Source organism: Natronorubrum texcoconense (assembly GCF_900100335.1).
Taxonomy (GTDB): Archaea; Halobacteriota; Halobacteria; order Halobacteriales; family Natrialbaceae; genus Natronorubrum; species Natronorubrum texcoconense.
Genome location: NZ_FNFE01000002.1, coordinates 43,114 through 60,624, shown reverse-complemented (window position 1 = coordinate 60,624; position 17,511 = coordinate 43,114). Strand labels below are relative to the sequence as shown.

15 protein-coding genes are annotated in these 17,511 nt (G+C 65.7%); 7 read left to right on the top strand and 8 right to left on the bottom strand.

Translation table 11 applies throughout. The features are described from left to right. Positions 1–78 precede the first annotated feature (78 nt). Entirely contained in the window at positions 79–1,353 is a 1,275-nt protein-coding gene (locus BLT08_RS06545; RefSeq protein WP_090304115.1) for a DUF7344 domain-containing protein, read from the bottom strand. Between the two features lie 86 nt (positions 1,354–1,439). Further along, positions 1,440–4,016 (bottom strand): PAS domain S-box protein, encoded by a 2,577-nt coding sequence (locus tag BLT08_RS06540; protein ID WP_090304113.1) that lies wholly within the window; start codon positions 4,014–4,016, stop codon positions 1,440–1,442. A gap of 197 nt (positions 4,017–4,213) precedes the next feature. Between BLT08_RS06540 and BLT08_RS06535 the strand changes: the two genes are divergently transcribed. From BLT08_RS06535 to ddh, 3 genes are all read left to right on the top strand, one after another. After that, a complete protein-coding gene (locus BLT08_RS06535; protein ID WP_090304111.1) occupies positions 4,214–5,602 on the top strand; it encodes a D-aminoacyl-tRNA deacylase in 1,389 nt (462 codons plus the stop codon). A 134-nt stretch (positions 5,603–5,736) separates the two neighbouring features. Then, positions 5,737–6,903 carry a cell division protein FtsZ gene (gene ftsZ, locus BLT08_RS06530; RefSeq protein WP_090304109.1) on the top strand — a complete coding sequence of 389 codons (1,167 nt, stop codon included), beginning with the start codon at positions 5,737–5,739 and terminating at the stop codon, positions 6,901–6,903. 174 nt (positions 6,904–7,077) lie between these two features. After that, on the top strand, positions 7,078–8,007 hold the full coding sequence (ddh, locus tag BLT08_RS06525) for a D-2-hydroxyacid dehydrogenase (RefSeq protein WP_090304107.1): 930 nt from the start codon (positions 7,078–7,080) through the stop codon (positions 8,005–8,007). Positions 8,008–8,054: 47 nt separating this feature from the next. On the opposite strand, the gene BLT08_RS06520 is transcribed toward ddh, so the two are convergent. Beyond that, positions 8,055–8,396 carry a 2Fe-2S iron-sulfur cluster-binding protein gene (locus BLT08_RS06520; protein WP_090304105.1) on the bottom strand — a complete coding sequence of 114 codons (342 nt, stop codon included), beginning with the start codon at positions 8,394–8,396 and terminating at the stop codon, positions 8,055–8,057. 214 nt (positions 8,397–8,610) lie between these two features. Here BLT08_RS06520 and BLT08_RS06515 point away from each other — a divergent pair, with 214 nt between their 5' ends. Next, positions 8,611–10,017 carry a geranylgeranyl reductase family protein gene (locus BLT08_RS06515; RefSeq protein ID WP_090304102.1) on the top strand — a complete coding sequence of 469 codons (1,407 nt, stop codon included), beginning with the start codon at positions 8,611–8,613 and terminating at the stop codon, positions 10,015–10,017. Positions 10,018–10,480: 463 nt separating this feature from the next. Next, positions 10,481–11,335: a DUF4397 domain-containing protein gene (locus tag BLT08_RS06510; RefSeq protein WP_090304100.1), complete on the top strand. Its 855-nt coding sequence runs from the start codon at positions 10,481–10,483 to the stop codon at positions 11,333–11,335. On the opposite strand, the gene BLT08_RS06505 is transcribed toward BLT08_RS06510, so the two are convergent. The 3 genes from BLT08_RS06505 to BLT08_RS06495 all read right to left on the bottom strand — a co-directional run bounded on the left by BLT08_RS06505 (position 11,329) and on the right by BLT08_RS06495 (position 14,538). After that, the gene (locus BLT08_RS06505) at positions 11,329–12,528 is read right to left on the bottom strand and encodes a M48 family metallopeptidase (protein WP_090304098.1); all 1,200 of its coding nucleotides are present in this window, start codon (positions 12,526–12,528) and stop codon (positions 11,329–11,331) included. The genes BLT08_RS06510 and BLT08_RS06505 overlap by 7 nt on opposite strands. Before the next feature lie 244 nt (positions 12,529–12,772). Then, positions 12,773–14,047, bottom strand: a complete 1,275-nt coding sequence (locus tag BLT08_RS06500; RefSeq protein WP_090304096.1) for an amidohydrolase — start codon at positions 14,045–14,047, stop codon at positions 12,773–12,775. Positions 14,048–14,202: 155 nt separating this feature from the next. Continuing rightward, complete coding sequence (locus tag BLT08_RS06495; RefSeq protein WP_090304093.1) at positions 14,203–14,538, bottom strand: uS10/mL48 family ribosomal protein; 336 nt, start codon at positions 14,536–14,538, stop codon at positions 14,203–14,205. Positions 14,539–14,649: 111 nt separating this feature from the next. Between BLT08_RS06495 and BLT08_RS06490 the strand changes: the two genes are divergently transcribed. Continuing rightward, positions 14,650–15,087 (top strand): bis(5'-nucleosyl)-tetraphosphatase, encoded by a 438-nt coding sequence (locus BLT08_RS06490; protein WP_090304091.1) that lies wholly within the window; start codon positions 14,650–14,652, stop codon positions 15,085–15,087. Positions 15,088–15,282: 195 nt separating this feature from the next. On the opposite strand, the gene BLT08_RS06485 is transcribed toward BLT08_RS06490, so the two are convergent. Continuing rightward, positions 15,283–15,711 (bottom strand): RDD family protein, encoded by a 429-nt coding sequence (locus BLT08_RS06485; RefSeq protein ID WP_090304089.1) that lies wholly within the window; start codon positions 15,709–15,711, stop codon positions 15,283–15,285. 181 nt (positions 15,712–15,892) lie between these two features. Between BLT08_RS06485 and BLT08_RS06480 the strand changes: the two genes are divergently transcribed. Then, entirely contained in the window at positions 15,893–16,939 is a 1,047-nt protein-coding gene (locus BLT08_RS06480) for a DUF5787 family protein (RefSeq protein WP_090304087.1), read from the top strand. A gap of 56 nt (positions 16,940–16,995) precedes the next feature. Here BLT08_RS06480 and BLT08_RS06475 read toward each other — a convergent pair whose 3' ends face one another. Next, complete coding sequence (locus BLT08_RS06475) at positions 16,996–17,499, bottom strand: DUF5797 family protein (protein ID WP_090304084.1); 504 nt, start codon at positions 17,497–17,499, stop codon at positions 16,996–16,998. Between the last annotated feature and the right edge of the window lie 12 nt (positions 17,500–17,511).

Genomic DNA, 17,511 nt, shown 5'->3' with positions numbered 1-17,511 from the left:
GTGGGTGGCTCCCGTTAAGCACTGGTGGTTTCGGTCGAATCGGCCCTCGAGTCGGACGCTACTGTTCGAAGACGGAGTTTACAGCGGAAACGGCGTCGCCTGCCCGTCCCAGTCGCCGGCGGCACACCGGGACTCGAGTCGGTCCAGTCGCGGCCCGACGTGTTCGCGAACGAGCATCGCGAGGGCGTTCTCGGATCCGTCGCCGGTAATCCCGGTCACGTGCGGGTTGTCGGTCGCACTCGAGTCGTCGATCGTCACGAGCAACACTCGTTCGCGGTCGGCGAAGACGACGCGCCCGTGGTGGACCCCGTCGAGAGGGTAGTTCAGCCAGTCGAACTGGGGCTTACAGATCGTCGCCTGCGGGACGGCGGAGCGAACGACGTCCCGGACCTCCTGTGACCGCGATCCGATGTAGACGTCGACGCCGCGCTCGGCCGCGGCCCGCCAGCGCTCGAGACACTGGTTCTGGATCATCCCTGCGTCCGGAACCGTCACGAACAGTTCCTCCTCGGCGCTGTCGGCGATGTCGTGGGCTCGGCTCACGACGTTCGCTCGACCCTCGATAGTCCAGCACGCACCTACCTCCGATGAACCGAGCGCGGACGCGGGATCGAATTCGGTCCCCGTCGCGCCGTCGGCGAACTGTTTTCGGGCCGGCTCGAGTCTCGCAGTGATCTCCCCGAGCGGACTCGCGGCCAGCCAGTTCGCTCGCCACTGTGAGGCGTCGGTCGCGAGCCCGACGGTCTCGCTCGCGGCGTCGTACTCGACGAGGCCGACGTCGTCGAGGGCTGGCAGGTGATTGTGCGTGAGCGTCGTCTCGACGGGACCCCAGTCCGTCTCGCTGACGTCGACGAGTCGGGTGTCTTCCTCCCGAGCGGCGAGCATCGCAGCCAGGTCGGCAACGGGGAGCGACTCGTCGTGTCTCGAGAGGACGGCACAGGCGATTCGACGACGTGCGGGCTGGAACGCGTCGAGTGTCCGACTCAGCGTCTCTTCGTCGTGTTCGGGTCCGTCGGCCGGGGGTTCGAGGAGACGGGTGACCCACTCGGCTTCGAGAAGCGGATGGTCCGCGAGGGCGACGCGACGCGTCTCGTCGTCACCGACCTCTCGAAGCACACCGCAGTCGAGCAGTCGTGGAACGTGATTGTGGACGAGTTCGATATGCACCGTCCGGGACTGGGCTTCGGTGACGATCGGCGACCCGTGCACCCGGACCGCGACGTCGGTCGCGAGCGTCTCCAGAGATAGCGGCTCGTCCTGTTCGAGAAGCGTCGAAAGCACGCGTCGGCGACCGGAATCGGCGAGAACGTCGAACGCAGTAGTCGTTCGCTCGGTAGCGAGGTCCGAATTCATTGCCGGATAGAAACGATGGGTGCGGGAAAGGAGTGTACCAGCGTGCTCTGGTATGACCGGGAGATATAGCTAGAGAATCGTGACAGTCACCCGTTACTCGTCTCGCCGGAGTCGAGGTACGCCGTGAGGAGTTTCTCCTGTGCGACCCGGAGATGCTGGTGAAACGTCTGGCGAGCGATCCCGAGCCGATCGGCGATTTCGCTCGCGTCGCTGTTTCGCGTCGGCCACTCGAAGTAGCCGCCGTAGTAGGCCGCCTCGAGCGCGGTTCGCTGTTTCGTCGTCAACTCGCGCTCGAGCCGTCGGCGGAAGTCGCCACGGGGCTCGACCGCCTGCTCGTCCGTGCGTTTCGAGACGAGTCGCATCTCGGGGTAAACCGACGTCATCGTCTCGACAACGTCGCGAACCTCGACGTCCGGACTGACCTGGACGACGCAGCTCGCGACGCCGTCTTCGACGACCTCCGAGCGCATTCGGGCGCCGTAATCCGCGAGCAAGCCGGTGATCGTCGGACCTTGAACGACGAACTCCCAGTGGCTGTCGTCGCCGGTGGTATCGATGCGTCGGACCTCGCTGATCGACCCGTGATCGCCCGCGACCGAGCGGATCCGTTCCGGATCGGCGTCGCCGACCGTGACGTAGTAGACGTACCGTTCGTCGGTCAGCGGCAACACGTGCTCGAGGGAGAGGCGACAGCCGGTTCGGGCCGAGAGGTCGATACAGACGTCCTGCCGGTCGGTCGACTCGAACTCGAGTTCGACGACGGTGTCCAGATAGAGGAGTCGACGGACCGCCATCGCGTTGATCGCGTGCCCGATCGTGCCGCCGAACTCCTGGAGGACCTCTCGTTCGCGGTCGGCGAACGCGGCCGATTCGCGGGCTGCAACGACGAGCACGCCGTACGCGCGCCCACTCGCGACGATCGGCACGACGGCCACCGAGCCGTAGTCTCGATCCCGAGCGTCGGTTCGTCGCTCGTCGACGTCGCTCTCGCGAAGGTGTCGATAGCAGTGGACGGTTCCCGTCTCGAACGGCGATTCGTCCGGATCGTCGGTCGGGTCGACGAACGACGAGCGGACGTTTTCCACGCCGTCCGCATCGATGCCGGCCCGCGCCTGTGGCTCCCACGGAAGCCGATCGGGCGCTACACCGGTGTCGACCCGGCCGATGATGGCGAACCGGTAGGCGTCGGCGGCGGCGAACGCCTCGACGATCGCCGACTCGATTTCGTCGCGGGTCTCCGCCGCGACCATCGTCTCGTCGATCGTTCGAATCGTCGCGTTGAGTCGCTCGAGGCGCTCGAGTTCTCGCTCCCGGATCTTTCGGTCGGTGATGTCCCGACCGACGCCGGTAAAGCCGAGGACGGCCCCGGTTTCGTCGGTGATCCGCGCGCTGTTGAATTCGTAGGGGATGTGTTCTCCATCCTTCGTCAGCACGCGTCCCTCTTCGGTGACGCGCTCGCCGTCGTCCATGATCCGTTCGATCGCGCGTTCGATGTGCTCTCGGTCCGGCGGCGCGATGAACTCGAGTGGGTTCATCCCCTCGAGCTCGTCGGTGTCGTAGCCGGTGAGCTGCTCGAACCGGTCGTTCCAGTGGATCAGGCCGCGGTCGGTGTCGTAGGCGTAGAGGAGATCCGGCTGGGCCTCGAAGACGCTCTCCGTGAGCGCTTTTTCCTCGCGCAGCTCTCGCTCGCGAGCCTTCCGATCGCTCACGTCCCGGCCGATACCGGTAAAGCCGAGGACGGTTCCGGTTTCGTCGGTGATCCGCGCGCTGTTGAACTCGTAGGGGAGTCGGGTGCCGTCTTTCGTCAGCAGATCCGCTTCGGCGGTGACGTGGGTGTCCTCCTCGAGAACCCGCGTGATGGCGGCGGCGATCCGCTCTCGGTGTTCGGGCGCGACGAACTCGAGGGGTGCCATGTCGGCGAGTTCCGCCTCGTCGTACCCAGTCACCTCCGGCACACGATCGTTCCACTCGGCGTAGTTCCCGTCGGCGTCGAACGCGTAGACGATGTCGGGTTGGGCCTCGAAGACGCTCTGCGTGAACGCTTTTTCCTCCCGAAGCTCTCGTTCCCGTTCGTACTCGGTCGTCCGGTCGTGGACGAATATCGCGTAGCCCCGAAGGTGGCCACTTTCCTCACCGCATCCCACACCGACGCGCACGCTCGACGATCCCTCGCGGCTCCGATCGACCGCTGCGTCTCCGTTTCCATCCCCGTCGTCGTCTCGAATCGGGGCGACGACCTCGCGGACCCAGCGTCGATCCCCGTCGTTTCGGCGTCGCCAGCCGTCGTCTTCGGCCCGACCCTCGGCTCGAGCCCGCTCGAGGAGCTGCTCCGGACGGCCGGTTTCGCGGCTCTCCGACGGGAAGAAGACTCGATACTGCGTTCCGACGATTTCGTCCTCGTCGTATCCCGTCAGCGCCGCCGCCCGTTCGTTCCACGTGGCGACGCGACCGTCGGCGTCGAGCAACCAGACGGCGTGGTTGCTGACCAGAGCGCTCAGCTGACGAACGTCGAGATCGATCCCGTTCGGAAACACGGCGTCTTCCGGCGGATCGGCGTCGTCCGGGCCGTCGCCGATCCCCGACGGTGATTCGCTCGTCGAGTCGTCGCTCTCCGACGGGGAATCCGTCGCTGAGTCGTCGCACTTCGACGGGGAATCAGTCATAGGTAGGTGTACGCGGTCGGGGATCGTCAATCGTCACCAATGATGATGCAGGTTACCAACGACCATTCCCGAACGGGAAAAACCGATGGTAGCCATCGCCACGGCTTTATCCCACAGCGGGGGTAGCGACCCGGAATGCCGGCGAACAACGATCGAAAACCGACGACGTTACCGGCGCCCGGGTCGCCTACTCGAGTATGACTGCACTCGCTATCGTCGAGAGCCGGGCCGATCGCGCGTCGGTCCACATCTGCGACCGACTCCGCGAACTCGCCGACTGGGAAACCGCGACCGACGGCTCCCGGCCCGCGGCTGCAGGGGGCGGGACCGTCTACCGACTCGACGACGTCGAACTGCGCTCCTTCGAGGCCCTCCACCTCGAACTCGAGCGCCCCGCCGACGCCTTCGACTGCGACCCCGACCTGCTCGTCTTCGCGTCGCGTCACTCCGGCGACACGGGGCCGCTGCTGACGGGCCACGTCACGGGGAACTTCGGCCCGGCCGAGTTCGGCGGCGCGGACGACGCCGTCGCCGAGGCGGCCCCGAACGCGCTCGCTCGATTGCTCGAGGCGTTCGACGAGCACGCTCCCGACAACTACGACGTTGGGCTGGAGTGTACCCACCACGGACCCACCGACGTCGGCTGTCCGTCGCTGTTCGCCGAACTCGGCAGCGACGACGAGCAGTGGGACGACCCCGAGGGCGCGGCCGCCGTCGCCCGCGCGATCCTCGAACTTCGGGGCGTCGAACCGCACCGGAATAGGCAGCTTGTCGGCTTCGGCGGCAACCACTACGTCCCGCGCTTCGAGCGGATCGTCCGCGAGACGCCGTGGGCCGTGGGTCACGTCGCGGCCGACTGGGCGCTCGAGGCGATGGGACATCCGAGCGCCCATCGGGACGTCCTCGAGGCGGCGTTCGACGCCAGCGGAACCGACATCGCCGTGCTCGACGGCGAGTGGCCGGTGCTCGAGGAGACGCTCGCGGAACTTGACTGCCGGCTCGTGACCGAGACCTGGCTGCGCGAGGTCGGCGACCGCTCGCTCGACCTGGTCGCCGACGTCGAGTCCGCACTCGGAACCGTCGACGACGGAATCCGGTTCGGTGATCGCCGGGACGCCGCGTTCACCGTCGTCGATCTTCCGGCCGAACTGGTCGACGCCGCGGAGGGGATCGATCCCGACCGCGTGCGGGAGATCGTCGAGACGAACGCCGTCGCCTTCACGACCGAAAACGGCGGGAGTCGAGTCGGCGCTCGAGTCGCGATACCCGACGTCGGCGCCGACGATTCAACCGACGACTCGGCCCTCGATTCGGGGGGCGCGCGCGAGACGATCGTCGCGGAACTGGCGACCGTCCTCGAGGAGAAGTACGACTCGGTGACGCGCGAGGACGACGCCGTGATCGCGGAGCGAAGCGCGTTCGACCCGGCGCTGGCGCTCGAGGCCGGAGTTCCGGAGGGGCCGAAGTTCGGCGCGCTCGCGAGCGGCGAGTCAGTCACCGTCGACGGCGAACCCATCAAGCCCGAGAGAGTTCGCTCGAGAGAGACTGTTCAGTTCCCGATCCAATCTGACCGAATAGAGCGGTAATGGTCCCATACCGGGCCCGGTATCGGCATTTGAGCCGTCAGCAGTGGGTCAGTAATCTTTCCGTACTGTGTCAGACATCCGTCTGACGTGTAGGGGAAAGGTAATTATGCTCCATATTCTAGACTGGGTCAAGAATGGACTCCATCATCGACGACGCCATCGACGAGGCCGAAAACGGGGAGTCGGGAGGCGCCCCCGACGATGCCCCACCGCAGGACGGGCAGTCGCCGACCGGAGACGAATCGAACCCGACCGGAACCATGACCGACGACGAACTGGAGGACGTGCTGCAGGACCTTCAGACCGACATCACCGTCGTCGGTTGCGGCGGCGCCGGCGGAAACACCATCAACCGAATGCACGAGGAAGGGATTCACGGCGCGAAACTCGTCGCCGCGAACACCGACGTCCAACACCTCGTCGAGATCGAGGCCGACACCAAGATCCTGATGGGGAAACAGAAGACCAGCGGCCGCGGCGCCGGCTCGCTCCCGCAGGTCGGCGAGGAGGCCGCCCTCGAGAGCCAGCAGGACATCTACGACGCCATCGACGGCTCCGATATGGTCTTCGTGACGGCCGGTCTGGGCGGCGGTACCGGAACCGGTTCCGCCCCGGTCGTCGCCAAAGCCGCCCGCGAGGCCGGCGCGCTGACGATCTCGATCGTCACGACGCCGTTTACCGCGGAGGGAGAGGTTCGGCGCACGAACGCGGAAGCCGGCCTCGAGCGCCTGCGCGACGTGAGCGACACGGTGATCGTCGTCCCGAACGACCGCCTGCTCGACTCCGTGGGCAAACTGCCCGTCCGTCAGGCGTTCAAGGTGAGCGACGAGGTCCTGATGCGCTCGGTCAAAGGCATCACGGAACTGATTACGAAGCCCGGCCTCGTCAACCTCGACTTCGCCGACGTCCGCACGGTCATGGAGCGCGGTGGCGTCGCGATGATCGGACTCGGGGAATCGGACTCCGAAGCGAAAGCCGAGGATTCGGTCAAAACCGCCCTGCGCTCGCCGCTGCTCGACGTCGACATCTCGGGGGCGAGCTCCGCCCTCGTCAACGTCACCGGTGGGAACGACATGGCCATCGAGGAAGCCGAAGGCGTCGTCGAGGAGATCTACGACCGGATCGATCCCGACGCGCGCATCATCTGGGGGACCTCGATCGACGAGTCCCTCGAGGGCAGCATGCGCACGATGATCGTCGTCACCGGCGTCGAGTCGCCGCAGATCTACGGCAAGCCCGACGGCGAGGCCGTCCAGCCCGAAGCGCCCGCACAGGGCGAAGACATCGACTTCGTCGACTGATTTCAGTCGACAGCCACCCGCTCGCGAACGGGAGAGGACCGGGAGGAGTCCATATTCGTCACTCGAGCGTGTCGTGATATTCGACACCGTACCCTCGTACACACAGCGGAGCCGACGTGTCGGTGAACGGCTCCCGAAAACGTTGTTGCGGGCGACGCCAGTCAGTCGAGATAGATGGCTTCACTCGAGCGACTGTGTCTGCACGAATCGGTCGGCACGAAGATACCACAAGCGGCGTTCGTCGACGCGTTCGACGGGCTCGACGTCCGGGTCGAACTCGTCGGAGACGAGGAGTCCTACGACCCAACGGATGCGGTCGCCTCGTTCGAACCGCGCCCGGAGTTTCTCGAGGCGGGCTGGGTCCACTGCATCCGCGCGGGGTACGACGCGTTCGACACCGACGCCTACGAGGCGGCCGGAGTTGCGCTCACCAACAGCTCCGGGATCCACGGCGAGACCGTCGGGGAACTCGCCGTCGGCTACATGCTGTCGCTGGCGCGACTGCTGCACGTGTATCGCGATCGTCAACGGGAACGGGAGTGGCACGACCCGGCCTACGAGCGCCCGTTTACGCTCTCTGGCGAACGGCTCTGCGTCGTCGGTCTCGGAACGATCGGCACCGCCATCGCGGAGCGGGCCGACGCCCTCGGCATGGAGGTCGTCGGCGTCCGCCGCTCCGAGGAGTCGGTGCCGTCGGTCTCGCGGATCTACGACCCGTCCGCGCTCGAGGACGCCGTCGCCGACGCTCGGTTCGTCGCGCTCGCGGCCCCGCACACGCCGGAGACCGAGGGGATGGTCGATGCCGAGATGCTGGACGCAATGCGGACGGACGCCTACCTGATCAACGTCGCCCGCGGGCCGCTCGTCGACGAGGAATCGCTGATCGAAGCGCTGGAGGAGGGGACTATCGCCGGCGCCGCGCTTGACGTCTTCGAGACGGAGCCCCTGCCCCCGTCGTCGCCGCTCTGGGACCTCGAGAACGTTATCGTGACGCCACACCGCGGCTCGGCGACGAACCGCTACCACCTCGATATCGCCGAGTTGGTCCGCGAGAACGTTCGCCGGTATCAGGTGGGCGAGTCGCTACTGAACCGTGTGGCGTGATACTATCGGGCTACAGAGAGGAGAGATTTCACGGGCCGTGAGATCCGTCAGTCGTCCGCGGCCGCAGCGCCGCCCGTTTCGCCGGCCTCGCTCTCGAGGTCGCCCTCGATGCTCGGCGGGTACTTGCCTCGGTCGAGTTTCAGATCCGACTGGGGGCGCGCCATGCAGGTGAGGGCGTAGTTCTCGGCTTCCTCCTCGGTCAGGCCCCGGGCTGCGGGCTGGGTAACCTCGCCCTCGAGAATCTCGGCCGAACAGGCCAGACACATCCCCACGCGGCAGGAGTACTCCTGAGCGATACCCTCCTCGAGACAGCGACTGAGAATCGTTTGCTTGTCCGTGCAGGTGATCGTCTCGCCGGTTCCGACGAACTCGATCGTGTACTCTGTCATACAGGCTGCTACGAAAGACCCCACTAAAACTCTTTATTCACTATCTGTCGTCTCTAGCGCAACGAAAATCGCTCGTCAGTGGCCGTTCGCGCGGTCGTCTCCGTCTCGAATCCAGGATCCATCGCCAGATCGACCGACGCGAGCGCCACCGAGCTCGCCGAGCCGACAGCTAACACATAAAACGTTTTCTTCCCGTGGTGTGGACTGTGTTGGTATGAGCACGCAGGAGCAGTCCGCCGCCACCGCCGCGTCCGAGCCCCGCTCGCCGGACGTGGTCGTCGTCGGTGCCGGGACTGCAGGATGTTACGCCGCAGCGACCGTCGCACGCGAGGGCTACGACGTCGTCGTTCTCGAGCGAAAGACGGAGACAGAGGCGGGCCACATCGCCTGCGGGGACGCACTGAAGGGTGCCGACGCGTTCCCCGAGGCGATCCCGAAGTCGAAGCTCGAGCCAGCCTTCACGAACACGGGCGTCGACCACGGCCGCTTCGAGATTCCCCAGGAGGATACCGTCCTCGAGATTCCCGTTCCCGGCGAACTGGCGGTCATCGACCGCTGGGAGTACGGCCGTCGCATCATCGAGGGCGCCGAGGACACCGGGGTCGAGTTCCAGTACGATACCGTCGTGAAGAACGTCAGGCAGGCCGACGACGGCCGCGTCACGGGCGTCGACACGATTCGAAAGGGCGACCCAGTGACGTACGAAGCCGATATCGTCATCGACGCGGCCGGGTCGCTGTCGGTGTTACAGGACAACGTCGACTTTGCCGACTCCACCTTCGATACCAACGTCAACTACTCGCACTTCTGCTCGGCCTACCGCGAGATCGTCCGCGTCGAGGAGCCGGTCGAATGGGACGACGCCCTCGTGTTCAAACCGACCGAGCGCGCCGCGGGCTACCTCTGGTACTTCCCGCGGACGGACACCGAGATCAACGCCGGCCTGGGCTTCCAGATGACCGAGGAACCCATGAAACTCGTCGCGGATCTCAAAAAGGACCTCGAGAACCGCGCGGAGTTCGAGGGCGCGGAAGTCGAGGACAAACTCGGTGCCGCCCTCCCCACCCGCCGGCCCTATGACTCGGCCGTCCACCCCGGCTACATGGCCGTCGGCGACGCCGCGGGTCACGTCAACCCCACCACCGGCGGCGGCATCGCCGGCGCGGCCTACGGCGGCAAGTACGCCGCCGATCAGGCGATCGAGGCGCTCGAGACCGGCGACTTCAGCGAGGCGACCTTCTGGGAGTACAACGAGCGCGTCATGGAGCACTTCGGCGCACGATACGCCGCGCTCGACGTCTACAATATCCTCTCGACGGCTATCGACGTCGACGATCTGATGGGGCTGCTCGCCGCGATGCCGGGCGACAAACTCGCCGAGGCGCTCTACTCCGGCAGTACGGATATCGGCCTGAAGCTCAAACTCGAGTCCCTGATCAAGAGCCGCGGCCACTGGGGCACCATCTGGAACCTCTACCAGACCAAACGCTGTGCCGACGACCTGCTGGCCCACTACGAGCAGTACCCGACCAGTCCCGAGGGGCTCGCCGGCTGGCAGGACCGCCGCGACGAGCTGATGGAGCAGGTGTACGAGACGACCGGGGCGGAGCCGAAGTACTAACACCGAAATTTTATTCTGCGGTCTATCGTGGTCGCGAAACGCCGCGACCACGATGTCCCTCGATAAAATTTCGATCAAAAGCACCGGAAGACGTTCCGACTCGCTCACTTCGTTCGCTCCGTGGGCTGCGACTTCCGAGCCCTCGTTCGTTTCACTCACGAGGACACTCCTCCTTCCGCTCGCTCCTATTAGTCGCTCACATCAGTCGTCGGCCCGCTCGCTCGGCCTTCGGCCCCGCTCGCGGTAACTGTCGGTGAACCGCCTGCCCTCCCCCGAGTCGCGGACTCCTCGCAGTGCTCGGAGTCCGCTCCCGGCCAGTAAACTTCGAACAAATGTGTATCTGCCCGGCCGATGTTGTAGATTCTCGACGATCTCAACCATCTCATGACGTAAATATGATTTGGCCAAAAGCCTACTTAGTTAGGAGCTTCGGGTATTCCTGTCGGCCAGTTATATCGTGATGATGGTAGAAAACCACACACGCCGACGTGCACTGTCACTGATCGGCACGACCGGGGTCATCGCAGTTGCGGGTTGCTTAGGCGGCGACGACGACGCGGCGGACGACGGGAACGACCACGCCGACGATGGACACGACGATGACGAGCACAACGACGACGAACACGCGGATGAGATGGACGACCACGACGCCGGGGTCCGCGTCGCCCATCTCTCACCCGACGCGCCCAACGTCGACGTCTGGGTCGACGGCGACGCCGTCCTCGAGGACGTCCCCTACCGCGCGGTCAGCGACTACCTCGAGCTCCCGCCCGAGACGTACGACGTGATGATCACGGCTGCGGGCGACGCCGACACCGTCGTCTTCGACGACGAAGTCGAGGTCGGCGACGGCGACTACACGATCGCCGCCCTCGGCGAACTGGCCGAGGAGAACCAGCCGTTCGCCCCGGTCGTCCTCGAGGACGACCTGAGCGATCCCGGCGAGGACGCCCGGGTCCGCCTCGTCCACGCCTCGCCCGACGCCCCCGCCGTCGACGTGACGGTGGGTGACGGCGAGACGGTGCTGGTCGAGGACGCCGCCTTCGGCGACGCCGCGGCCGTCGAAGTCGCCCCCGACGCGTACACGCTCGAGGTCCGCCCCGCGACCGAGGACAACGACGGCGATGTCGTCGCGACGTTCGACGTCGAACCCGCGGCCGGCAACGTCTACTCGGCGTTCGCTGTCGGCTACCTCGAGCCCGACGCGGCCCCCGCTGACGAACCCTTCGACCTCGAGGTCGTCGTGGATTACGAGCACGACGACATGGACGACGACCACGACGGCGACGACCACGACGACGAAGACGACGGCTACTGACCGCCGGTGGTCGCCGAATCAGGCGTCTCGAATCGCAGCCGTTCGATCCGCTTTTTTGTTGGAGGATGCGTTCCGAGCAGCCGCCGAGCCACGAATCGCCTCGAGCGGTCGAAAAATCGGTGTTCCTCCCACGGCGGCGGCACGATCGAGAACGCGGCTGCAGTCCGGTGGCGTCGCAGATCCGTCGTGGGCCGTCTGGCGACCGACCGATCGAGCGTCTCGAGCGCGCCCGCGAGTGCGGCCGGCTCACCCGTGATCGCGACGGCGCCGTCGTCGGCGACGTACTCACGGTAGCGAGCGACGGCGATGACACACCACCGCGAGAGTGCTTGCAACAGGAGCGCGAGGAGTCCGAGATAGCCGGCCCCGTCGTAGCGCTCGAGGAACGCCTCGGCTTTCGCCGCCGGAATCGTCATCACCGACATGATGGCCGCATCGCGATTCGCGACGTGGGCGAGTTCGTGGGCCAACACGGCCTCGAGTTCCCGCTCGTCGAGCTCTTTGACCAGCCCGCGCGAGAGGACGATCGTCGACTCAGCGGGACGGTAGCCGACAGTGAGCGCCGTCGGCGTTCGCGTCACGGCGATTTTGACCGTCGGTGCCGGAACGTCCGCCTGCCGAGCCAGTCGATCGACGCGCCGGCGGATGGCCTCGAGTTCGGGGTCGCGCTCGAGGTCGGTCGAGAGGTGCACGGAGTCGTCGAGCGTTCGCAGGACGGCGACGTCGCCCGACAGTTCCGCGCGTACGGTGTGGACGAAGTGAGAACCGACGACGATCAGTGCGACGACGACCGAAATGGGGACGAAGAACAGTTCGGCACCCACCAGCTCGACGAGCCAGCGACTCGCGACGACGAGCGCCAGTACGGTGGCGACGATAGCGACGGTCCCTCGCCGGTCCATCCGTCGCCGAGCAGACTCGAGCGCCGCCCCCATCTCCGAGGCGATGACGGTGGGCTCGTACTCGAGGCTATTCGTCCAGGCAACCCGAACCGCGTGGTAGCCCGCGAGACAGAGCCCGAGATAACAGCCGACGCCGACGATGGCGGCGACCGTCGGTACGGACGCGAGGACGGGAAGAACCGTTCCGAGGGCAATCCAGTAGATCAGTCCGCCGAGGAGCAACACGAACAGGAACTCGGCGACGAGCAGTACCAGTAACGCGGCGAGCAAGAACGCACTCGCGGCGACCATTCGAGCCCAGAGTCCGACGCGAACGTGACGTTGAGAGCTTCCTCGCATGGACTGTTCGACCAACGCCGTGGAGTCCGAATCGACGCGCCGAGACGCGTCGGTTCGATTCCGACCGATACGTTAGCTACCGATTACGTTCTGACGAAGTATACATATTCGCTTCGCTGTTACGTGATCCGGCAGATACGGCGTTCCACGTCGTCGGAGTGCGCGGTTGCCGAAGCGAAATACCCAGAAGCGTCGATCAGGCCTGTTCGCGGCTGATCTGCTCGATCGCACCGCTTACGACGTCGATCCCGTGGGCGAGGCTCGCCTCGTCGACGTCGAACGTCGCGCTGTGGTGGCCGCCGGGATGGTCGGTCCCGATGCCGACGTAGCAGGCCGTCCCGCCGTTGTCTTGCACTGCCTGCATCAGGAACGTCGCGTCCTCGCTGCCGCCGAGTTCGTCGCGCTCGAGAACGCTCGAAACCCCCTCGGTCCGGCCCGCGACGTCGGCGACGATATCGACGAGTTCCTGATCGCTCGTCGCGCTCGGCGCTTCGGCACCCGTCGAGAACTCGACGTCGCAGCCGTGCATGTTCGCGGCGTTCCGGACGATGTGGCGGGCCTTCCGGTCCATGTAGTTCATGAGTTCGGTCGTCTCGCCACGGACCTCGGCGAGGATGCGCGCCTCGTCCGGAATGATGTTGGCGGCGCTGCCGCCGTCGACGACGCCCGCGTTGATCCGGGTCTTGCCGTCGTTGTGTCGCGGGATACCGTAGAGGTTCTGGACGGCCGTCGCCATCGCCTGCACCGCGTTGCGACCCTGTTCGGGGTGGCCGCCCGCGTGGGCCGACTCGCCCGAAAACTCGATCTCGAGGTGTTTGACCGCGAGGAAGCCGTCGATGCCGGCGACGATTTCGCCGGTCGGGTGGTCGAGTCCGATGTGGATCGCGAGCAGCGAGTCGACGTCCCGGATGTGTTCGCTCTCGGCCATCGACTTTCCGCCGCCGACGACCTCCTCGGCGGGTTGAAAGAACACCTTCAGCGTGCCCCGAAAGTCGCTCTCCGCGATTCGCTCGAGCACGCCGATGCCGATCGTCGCGTGGGCGTCGTGGCCGCAGGCGTGCATCGCGCCCTCGTGTTCGGAGCGGAAGCCCTCCGCGGCGGGTGCGTGATCCGGGTCGTCGCTCTCCCGTCGAGGGAGGGCGTCGATGTCGACGCGGAGGCCAACGGTCGGCCCCTCACCGCGTTCGAGGACGGCGACGGCGCCGGTGTGTCCGCCCTCGAGTCGCTCGAGGACGGCCTCGTCGGCGCCGGCCTCGCGGGCGCGCTCGAGCCAGACGGCCAGTTCGGCCTCGTCGGGAACGGCCATCCGGTGGTCGCCCGCGATCGCGTCGGGTCCGACGTGGAGTTCGTCGAGGTCGACGCGCGACTCGAGTTCCGCGACGATTCGTGCGGTGGTGTAAAATTCACACCAGGCGGGTTCGGGTTTGCGATGCAGGTCTCGACGAAGGGAAACGAGATCGTCCGTGCTCATACCTTCTCCTCGTCGTGAGCGCTGAAAATGCTACCGACCACCGACGGCGGCGGCGATTGCGGGGAGGACGACTCATACTTTCTGCTGTACGTCAGTTCCGGTGGGACCGCAGGACGGATCGCGGTCCCACCGACACATCGGTACAGCAAACCGTATCAGTTTCCGCGGCCCGCGCCGTGGATCTGCTCGACTTCGGCCTCGATGTGTACCGAATCGGGGAAGTTCTGCGAGGCGATGTTGCGCGCGAGACTGTCGTGGCCGTGGATCTCGAGTTCGCGGGTGAAGACGGTGTACTCCCACGAGTCGAACCGCCGGTCGTCGTCGCCGTGGAGCCGACACCGCTGGGGAACCGAGAATTTCTCCGGCGGGTGGGAGTGAGGTCCCTTCAGCGCGGCCCCCTTGCGTTCGGCGGAGGTTTTGATGTCCTCGACGATGCCGTCGAGCGCGGCTCGATCGCCGCTCTGGAGCGTGAGACGGGTGACGAAGGTCATGTGGGGTATCGTACAAACGTGAACGGTCGGCGCGTAAAAACCTGCTGAGATTCCGTTACGGCGGACGAACAGTCCGATATTCTCTTAACGTCGCACCTGTTAGCGAAGTTAATGGCAGTCGAAGCTACGAGCGCAGGCGCGATCCTCTTCCGCGATACGCGGGGCCGGCGCGAGTATCTTCTACTCAAGAGCCGCCCAGGCGATTGGGAGTTCCCCAAGGGCGGTGTCGAAGGAGATGAAGAGCTACAACAGACGGCGATCCGCGAAGTAAAGGAAGAGGCAGGTATCGACCAGTTCCGGCTACTCGACGGCTTCCGGAAGGACTACAACTACGTCTTCGAGGCGAACGGCACGACGATCCACAAGACCGTTCACCTCTTTATCGCGAAGTCCTTCGAGGCGAGCGCGGAACTTTCGAACGAACACCGCGACCTCCAGTGGCGCGACTACGAGCAGGCGGTCAACACCGTCACGCAGGACGGGCCGCGGGAGATCTTAGAGGACGCGCACGTGTTCCTCGACGAGTGGGAGGAAGAAGACGAAGAGTAGGGCCCACGATCCTCGCGATCGGGACAGTCCGCCGTCCGGTCCGAGCCTTATGCTCGCCGATCCGTTCGAGTATTGGTCATGTGCCGACCGACTTGCGAGTCTCGGTTTTGTCGATCTCAGTTCCGAAAGAGTACTCGACGCGGCACGCGTTCTGCCGCGAAGAGCATCGATAGCTGGCTCGCCGATCGCAGTCGATTACTGCTGCTTGACGACGATCGTATCCGCCACGAAGTCTCCAACGCGCTGGTTCTCGTCGGTGAGCAGTATCAGTACGATCGCAACCAGATTGAGCGTCGGCAGGCTGTCGATCAGCCAGAGCAGATTACGCAGGATCGACGCCCCGATCGTGCAGTCGGAGCCGTCGGACTTGACGACGACCAAGCCGAGCATGTACTTTCCAGGTGTGTAGCCGTAGAGTCCCTCGAGGAGGAACGCGTAGACCAAAACGCCGACGAAGCCGATCAGCGACAGGAGCAGAAAGGCTATGTCACCGAGGATGGCACCGAGTCCGATAATGACGACCCAGAGCAGCCCCATAATGAGCCCGTCGAGCAGGAAGGCGAGGATTCGCTGACCGATTACGTCGCCGTTCGTGCCGAGTCGCGGTGCGGGATGTTTCTTCATACGATTCCCGATTACAGTCAGATTTCATAAGAGTTGCTATTTAAATACTGTCGCCCGAGGAAGAGGGTCTCCGAGGTGTGTCTCTCCGTCAGGGCTCGCCCAATCCGGACTGTGAGCGACCGCAATCGACACTGCGAGCGGATCGAGTAGCGCTTTTCGTTCTCCGCTCCGAACGGCAGGTGTGGCTCGTCACACTGCCGAGTTCGGCTTCGAGTTACGGACCTGCCGGTGGGCCGAACGCGCCTGGCCGCCCGACGCCGCGAGCGACGACCACGCGATCGTCGTCGCCCGCCAGCTCGGGACGAAGCGCCGCCGCTGGGATACGATCGTTCTCGAGTGCAACCTCGAAGCCCTCCGCGAGCGCGCGAACTTCGGCCCGGAGCGACTCGACGGCAACCTCCTCCACGTCGTCCAGAACGCGCCCGCGGAGTGGACCTACTACCGCGACTGTCTCCCTCATCCCAGCTATCCGTGGCGCTACGTCCGCGAGGCGATTCATGAAGCCGACGACCGGGGTATCCTCGAGACCAGAAAGAACGGCAATCGCATCGAGATCCGTCGGAAGTGGCCCTACCCCGACTGGCTCGAGCGAATCGTCGCCATCGAAAACAAACCCGACCTCGACGCGAGTGCCGCGCGCGCGTTGGGTTCCCAACTCGAGTACGACGTCGCGATGGGGCTGGCCGACGAAGTCTGGGTCGCCACGCGCGAGACGGGCGACGCCGTCGAACCCGCGCTGTTCGAGCGGCTCCCGGTCGAGGCGGGCATTCTGACGCTCGAGCCCGACGCGCTCACCGCCGCGGTCGAGTGGTTTCCCCGAGCCCTCGCCGTCGACGATCCGGGGACGCGGATTCTCGAGCGGCCCGAGGGCGGCAAGCGAGACGGCTCGGCGGCGCGATTCGAGTACGTCGATCTCGCAGTGAAGGCCGAGAAGCGGCTCGCGATCGCCGAGCGCGCTTACGAGCGCGGCTGGCGCTCGTTCGTCGACACCATGCGACCCGACTGCCGACACTTCGAGTTGCGCGCGGCGGACGACAGTCAACTGCGCCCGCACTGCGCCGACAAGGGCCGCTGCCAGACGGCCGCCGAGTGTTCGGGCGGCTGTCCCGCGTTCGAACCGGAGCCGCCGGTCTGGCGAACCCGGGGGTGGCCGATCGAAGGTGGGCCGGGAAAACGCTGTCGGCAGCTGCTCGAGGATCGGCGACGACGGCGACGACCCGGGCTGTAGCTTCGCCGAAAACGCCGCTGTTGCCCTCCCAGTCGGAGACGAACGTCTCGCGTCACTCAGTCCGAGATGCTGACCTCGAGTTCGTCCCGCTCGACGGCCAGTCGGAACGTGGGGACGGTGCGGTACTCGACCTCGACGACGCCCTTGCGCCGGAGACTCTGCAGCCCCGAGCGGACGTCCTCGGAGTCGGGGTCGACGTCGAACTCGTCCCGGAGGCTGTGGAGGACCGAGACCACGCTCTCGGATTCGTCGTCGGGACCGGCCAGCACCGCGACGATCTGGGCGTGGAGCTCCGGCACGCGGATTCGGGACGGAACTCCCTCGTCTTCGGGATCGCTCTCGATTCCGGGTTCGACGTCGACGAGGTCGTTCGCCTCGGCGGTCGCCCGGATCAGGCTGTTGTCGTCGCGAAAGTAGTAGTCGCCCAGTTCGTTCTCGAGGTACTGGTGGACCTCGCTGCCGCTGTCCATGTCCCATCGCTCCTGTAGCTCCGAGTTCTTCGTCGGCTGTAGCTCCACCACGTCCGCCAGTCGTTCTGTGGCCTCCTCCGAGAGCGTCATCGTCGAACCGTA

Coding starts and splice junctions, on each gene's coding strand:
- BLT08_RS06535 (WP_090304111.1), top strand. CDS start 4,214: ATGACTGCACTCGCTATCGTCGAGAGCCGGGCCGATCGCGCGTCGGTC.
- BLT08_RS06545 (WP_090304115.1), bottom strand. CDS start 1,353: ATGAATTCGGACCTCGCTACCGAGCGAACGACTACTGCGTTCGACGTT.
- BLT08_RS06505 (WP_090304098.1), bottom strand. CDS start 12,528: ATGGTCGCCGCGAGTGCGTTCTTGCTCGCCGCGTTACTGGTACTGCTC.
- BLT08_RS06475 (WP_090304084.1), bottom strand. CDS start 17,499: ATGACGCTCTCGGAGGAGGCCACAGAACGACTGGCGGACGTGGTGGAG.
- ftsZ (WP_090304109.1), top strand. CDS start 5,737: ATGGACTCCATCATCGACGACGCCATCGACGAGGCCGAAAACGGGGAG.
- BLT08_RS06500 (WP_090304096.1), bottom strand. CDS start 14,047: ATGAGCACGGACGATCTCGTTTCCCTTCGTCGAGACCTGCATCGCAAA.
- BLT08_RS06520 (WP_090304105.1), bottom strand. CDS start 8,396: ATGACAGAGTACACGATCGAGTTCGTCGGAACCGGCGAGACGATCACC.
- BLT08_RS06540 (WP_090304113.1), bottom strand. CDS start 4,016: ATGACTGATTCCCCGTCGAAGTGCGACGACTCAGCGACGGATTCCCCG.
- BLT08_RS06515 (WP_090304102.1), top strand. CDS start 8,611: ATGAGCACGCAGGAGCAGTCCGCCGCCACCGCCGCGTCCGAGCCCCGC.
- BLT08_RS06485 (WP_090304089.1), bottom strand. CDS start 15,711: ATGAAGAAACATCCCGCACCGCGACTCGGCACGAACGGCGACGTAATC.
- BLT08_RS06490 (WP_090304091.1), top strand. CDS start 14,650: ATGGCAGTCGAAGCTACGAGCGCAGGCGCGATCCTCTTCCGCGATACG.
- ddh (WP_090304107.1), top strand. CDS start 7,078: ATGGCTTCACTCGAGCGACTGTGTCTGCACGAATCGGTCGGCACGAAG.
- BLT08_RS06495 (WP_090304093.1), bottom strand. CDS start 14,538: ATGACCTTCGTCACCCGTCTCACGCTCCAGAGCGGCGATCGAGCCGCG.
- BLT08_RS06510 (WP_090304100.1), top strand. CDS start 10,481: ATGGTAGAAAACCACACACGCCGACGTGCACTGTCACTGATCGGCACG.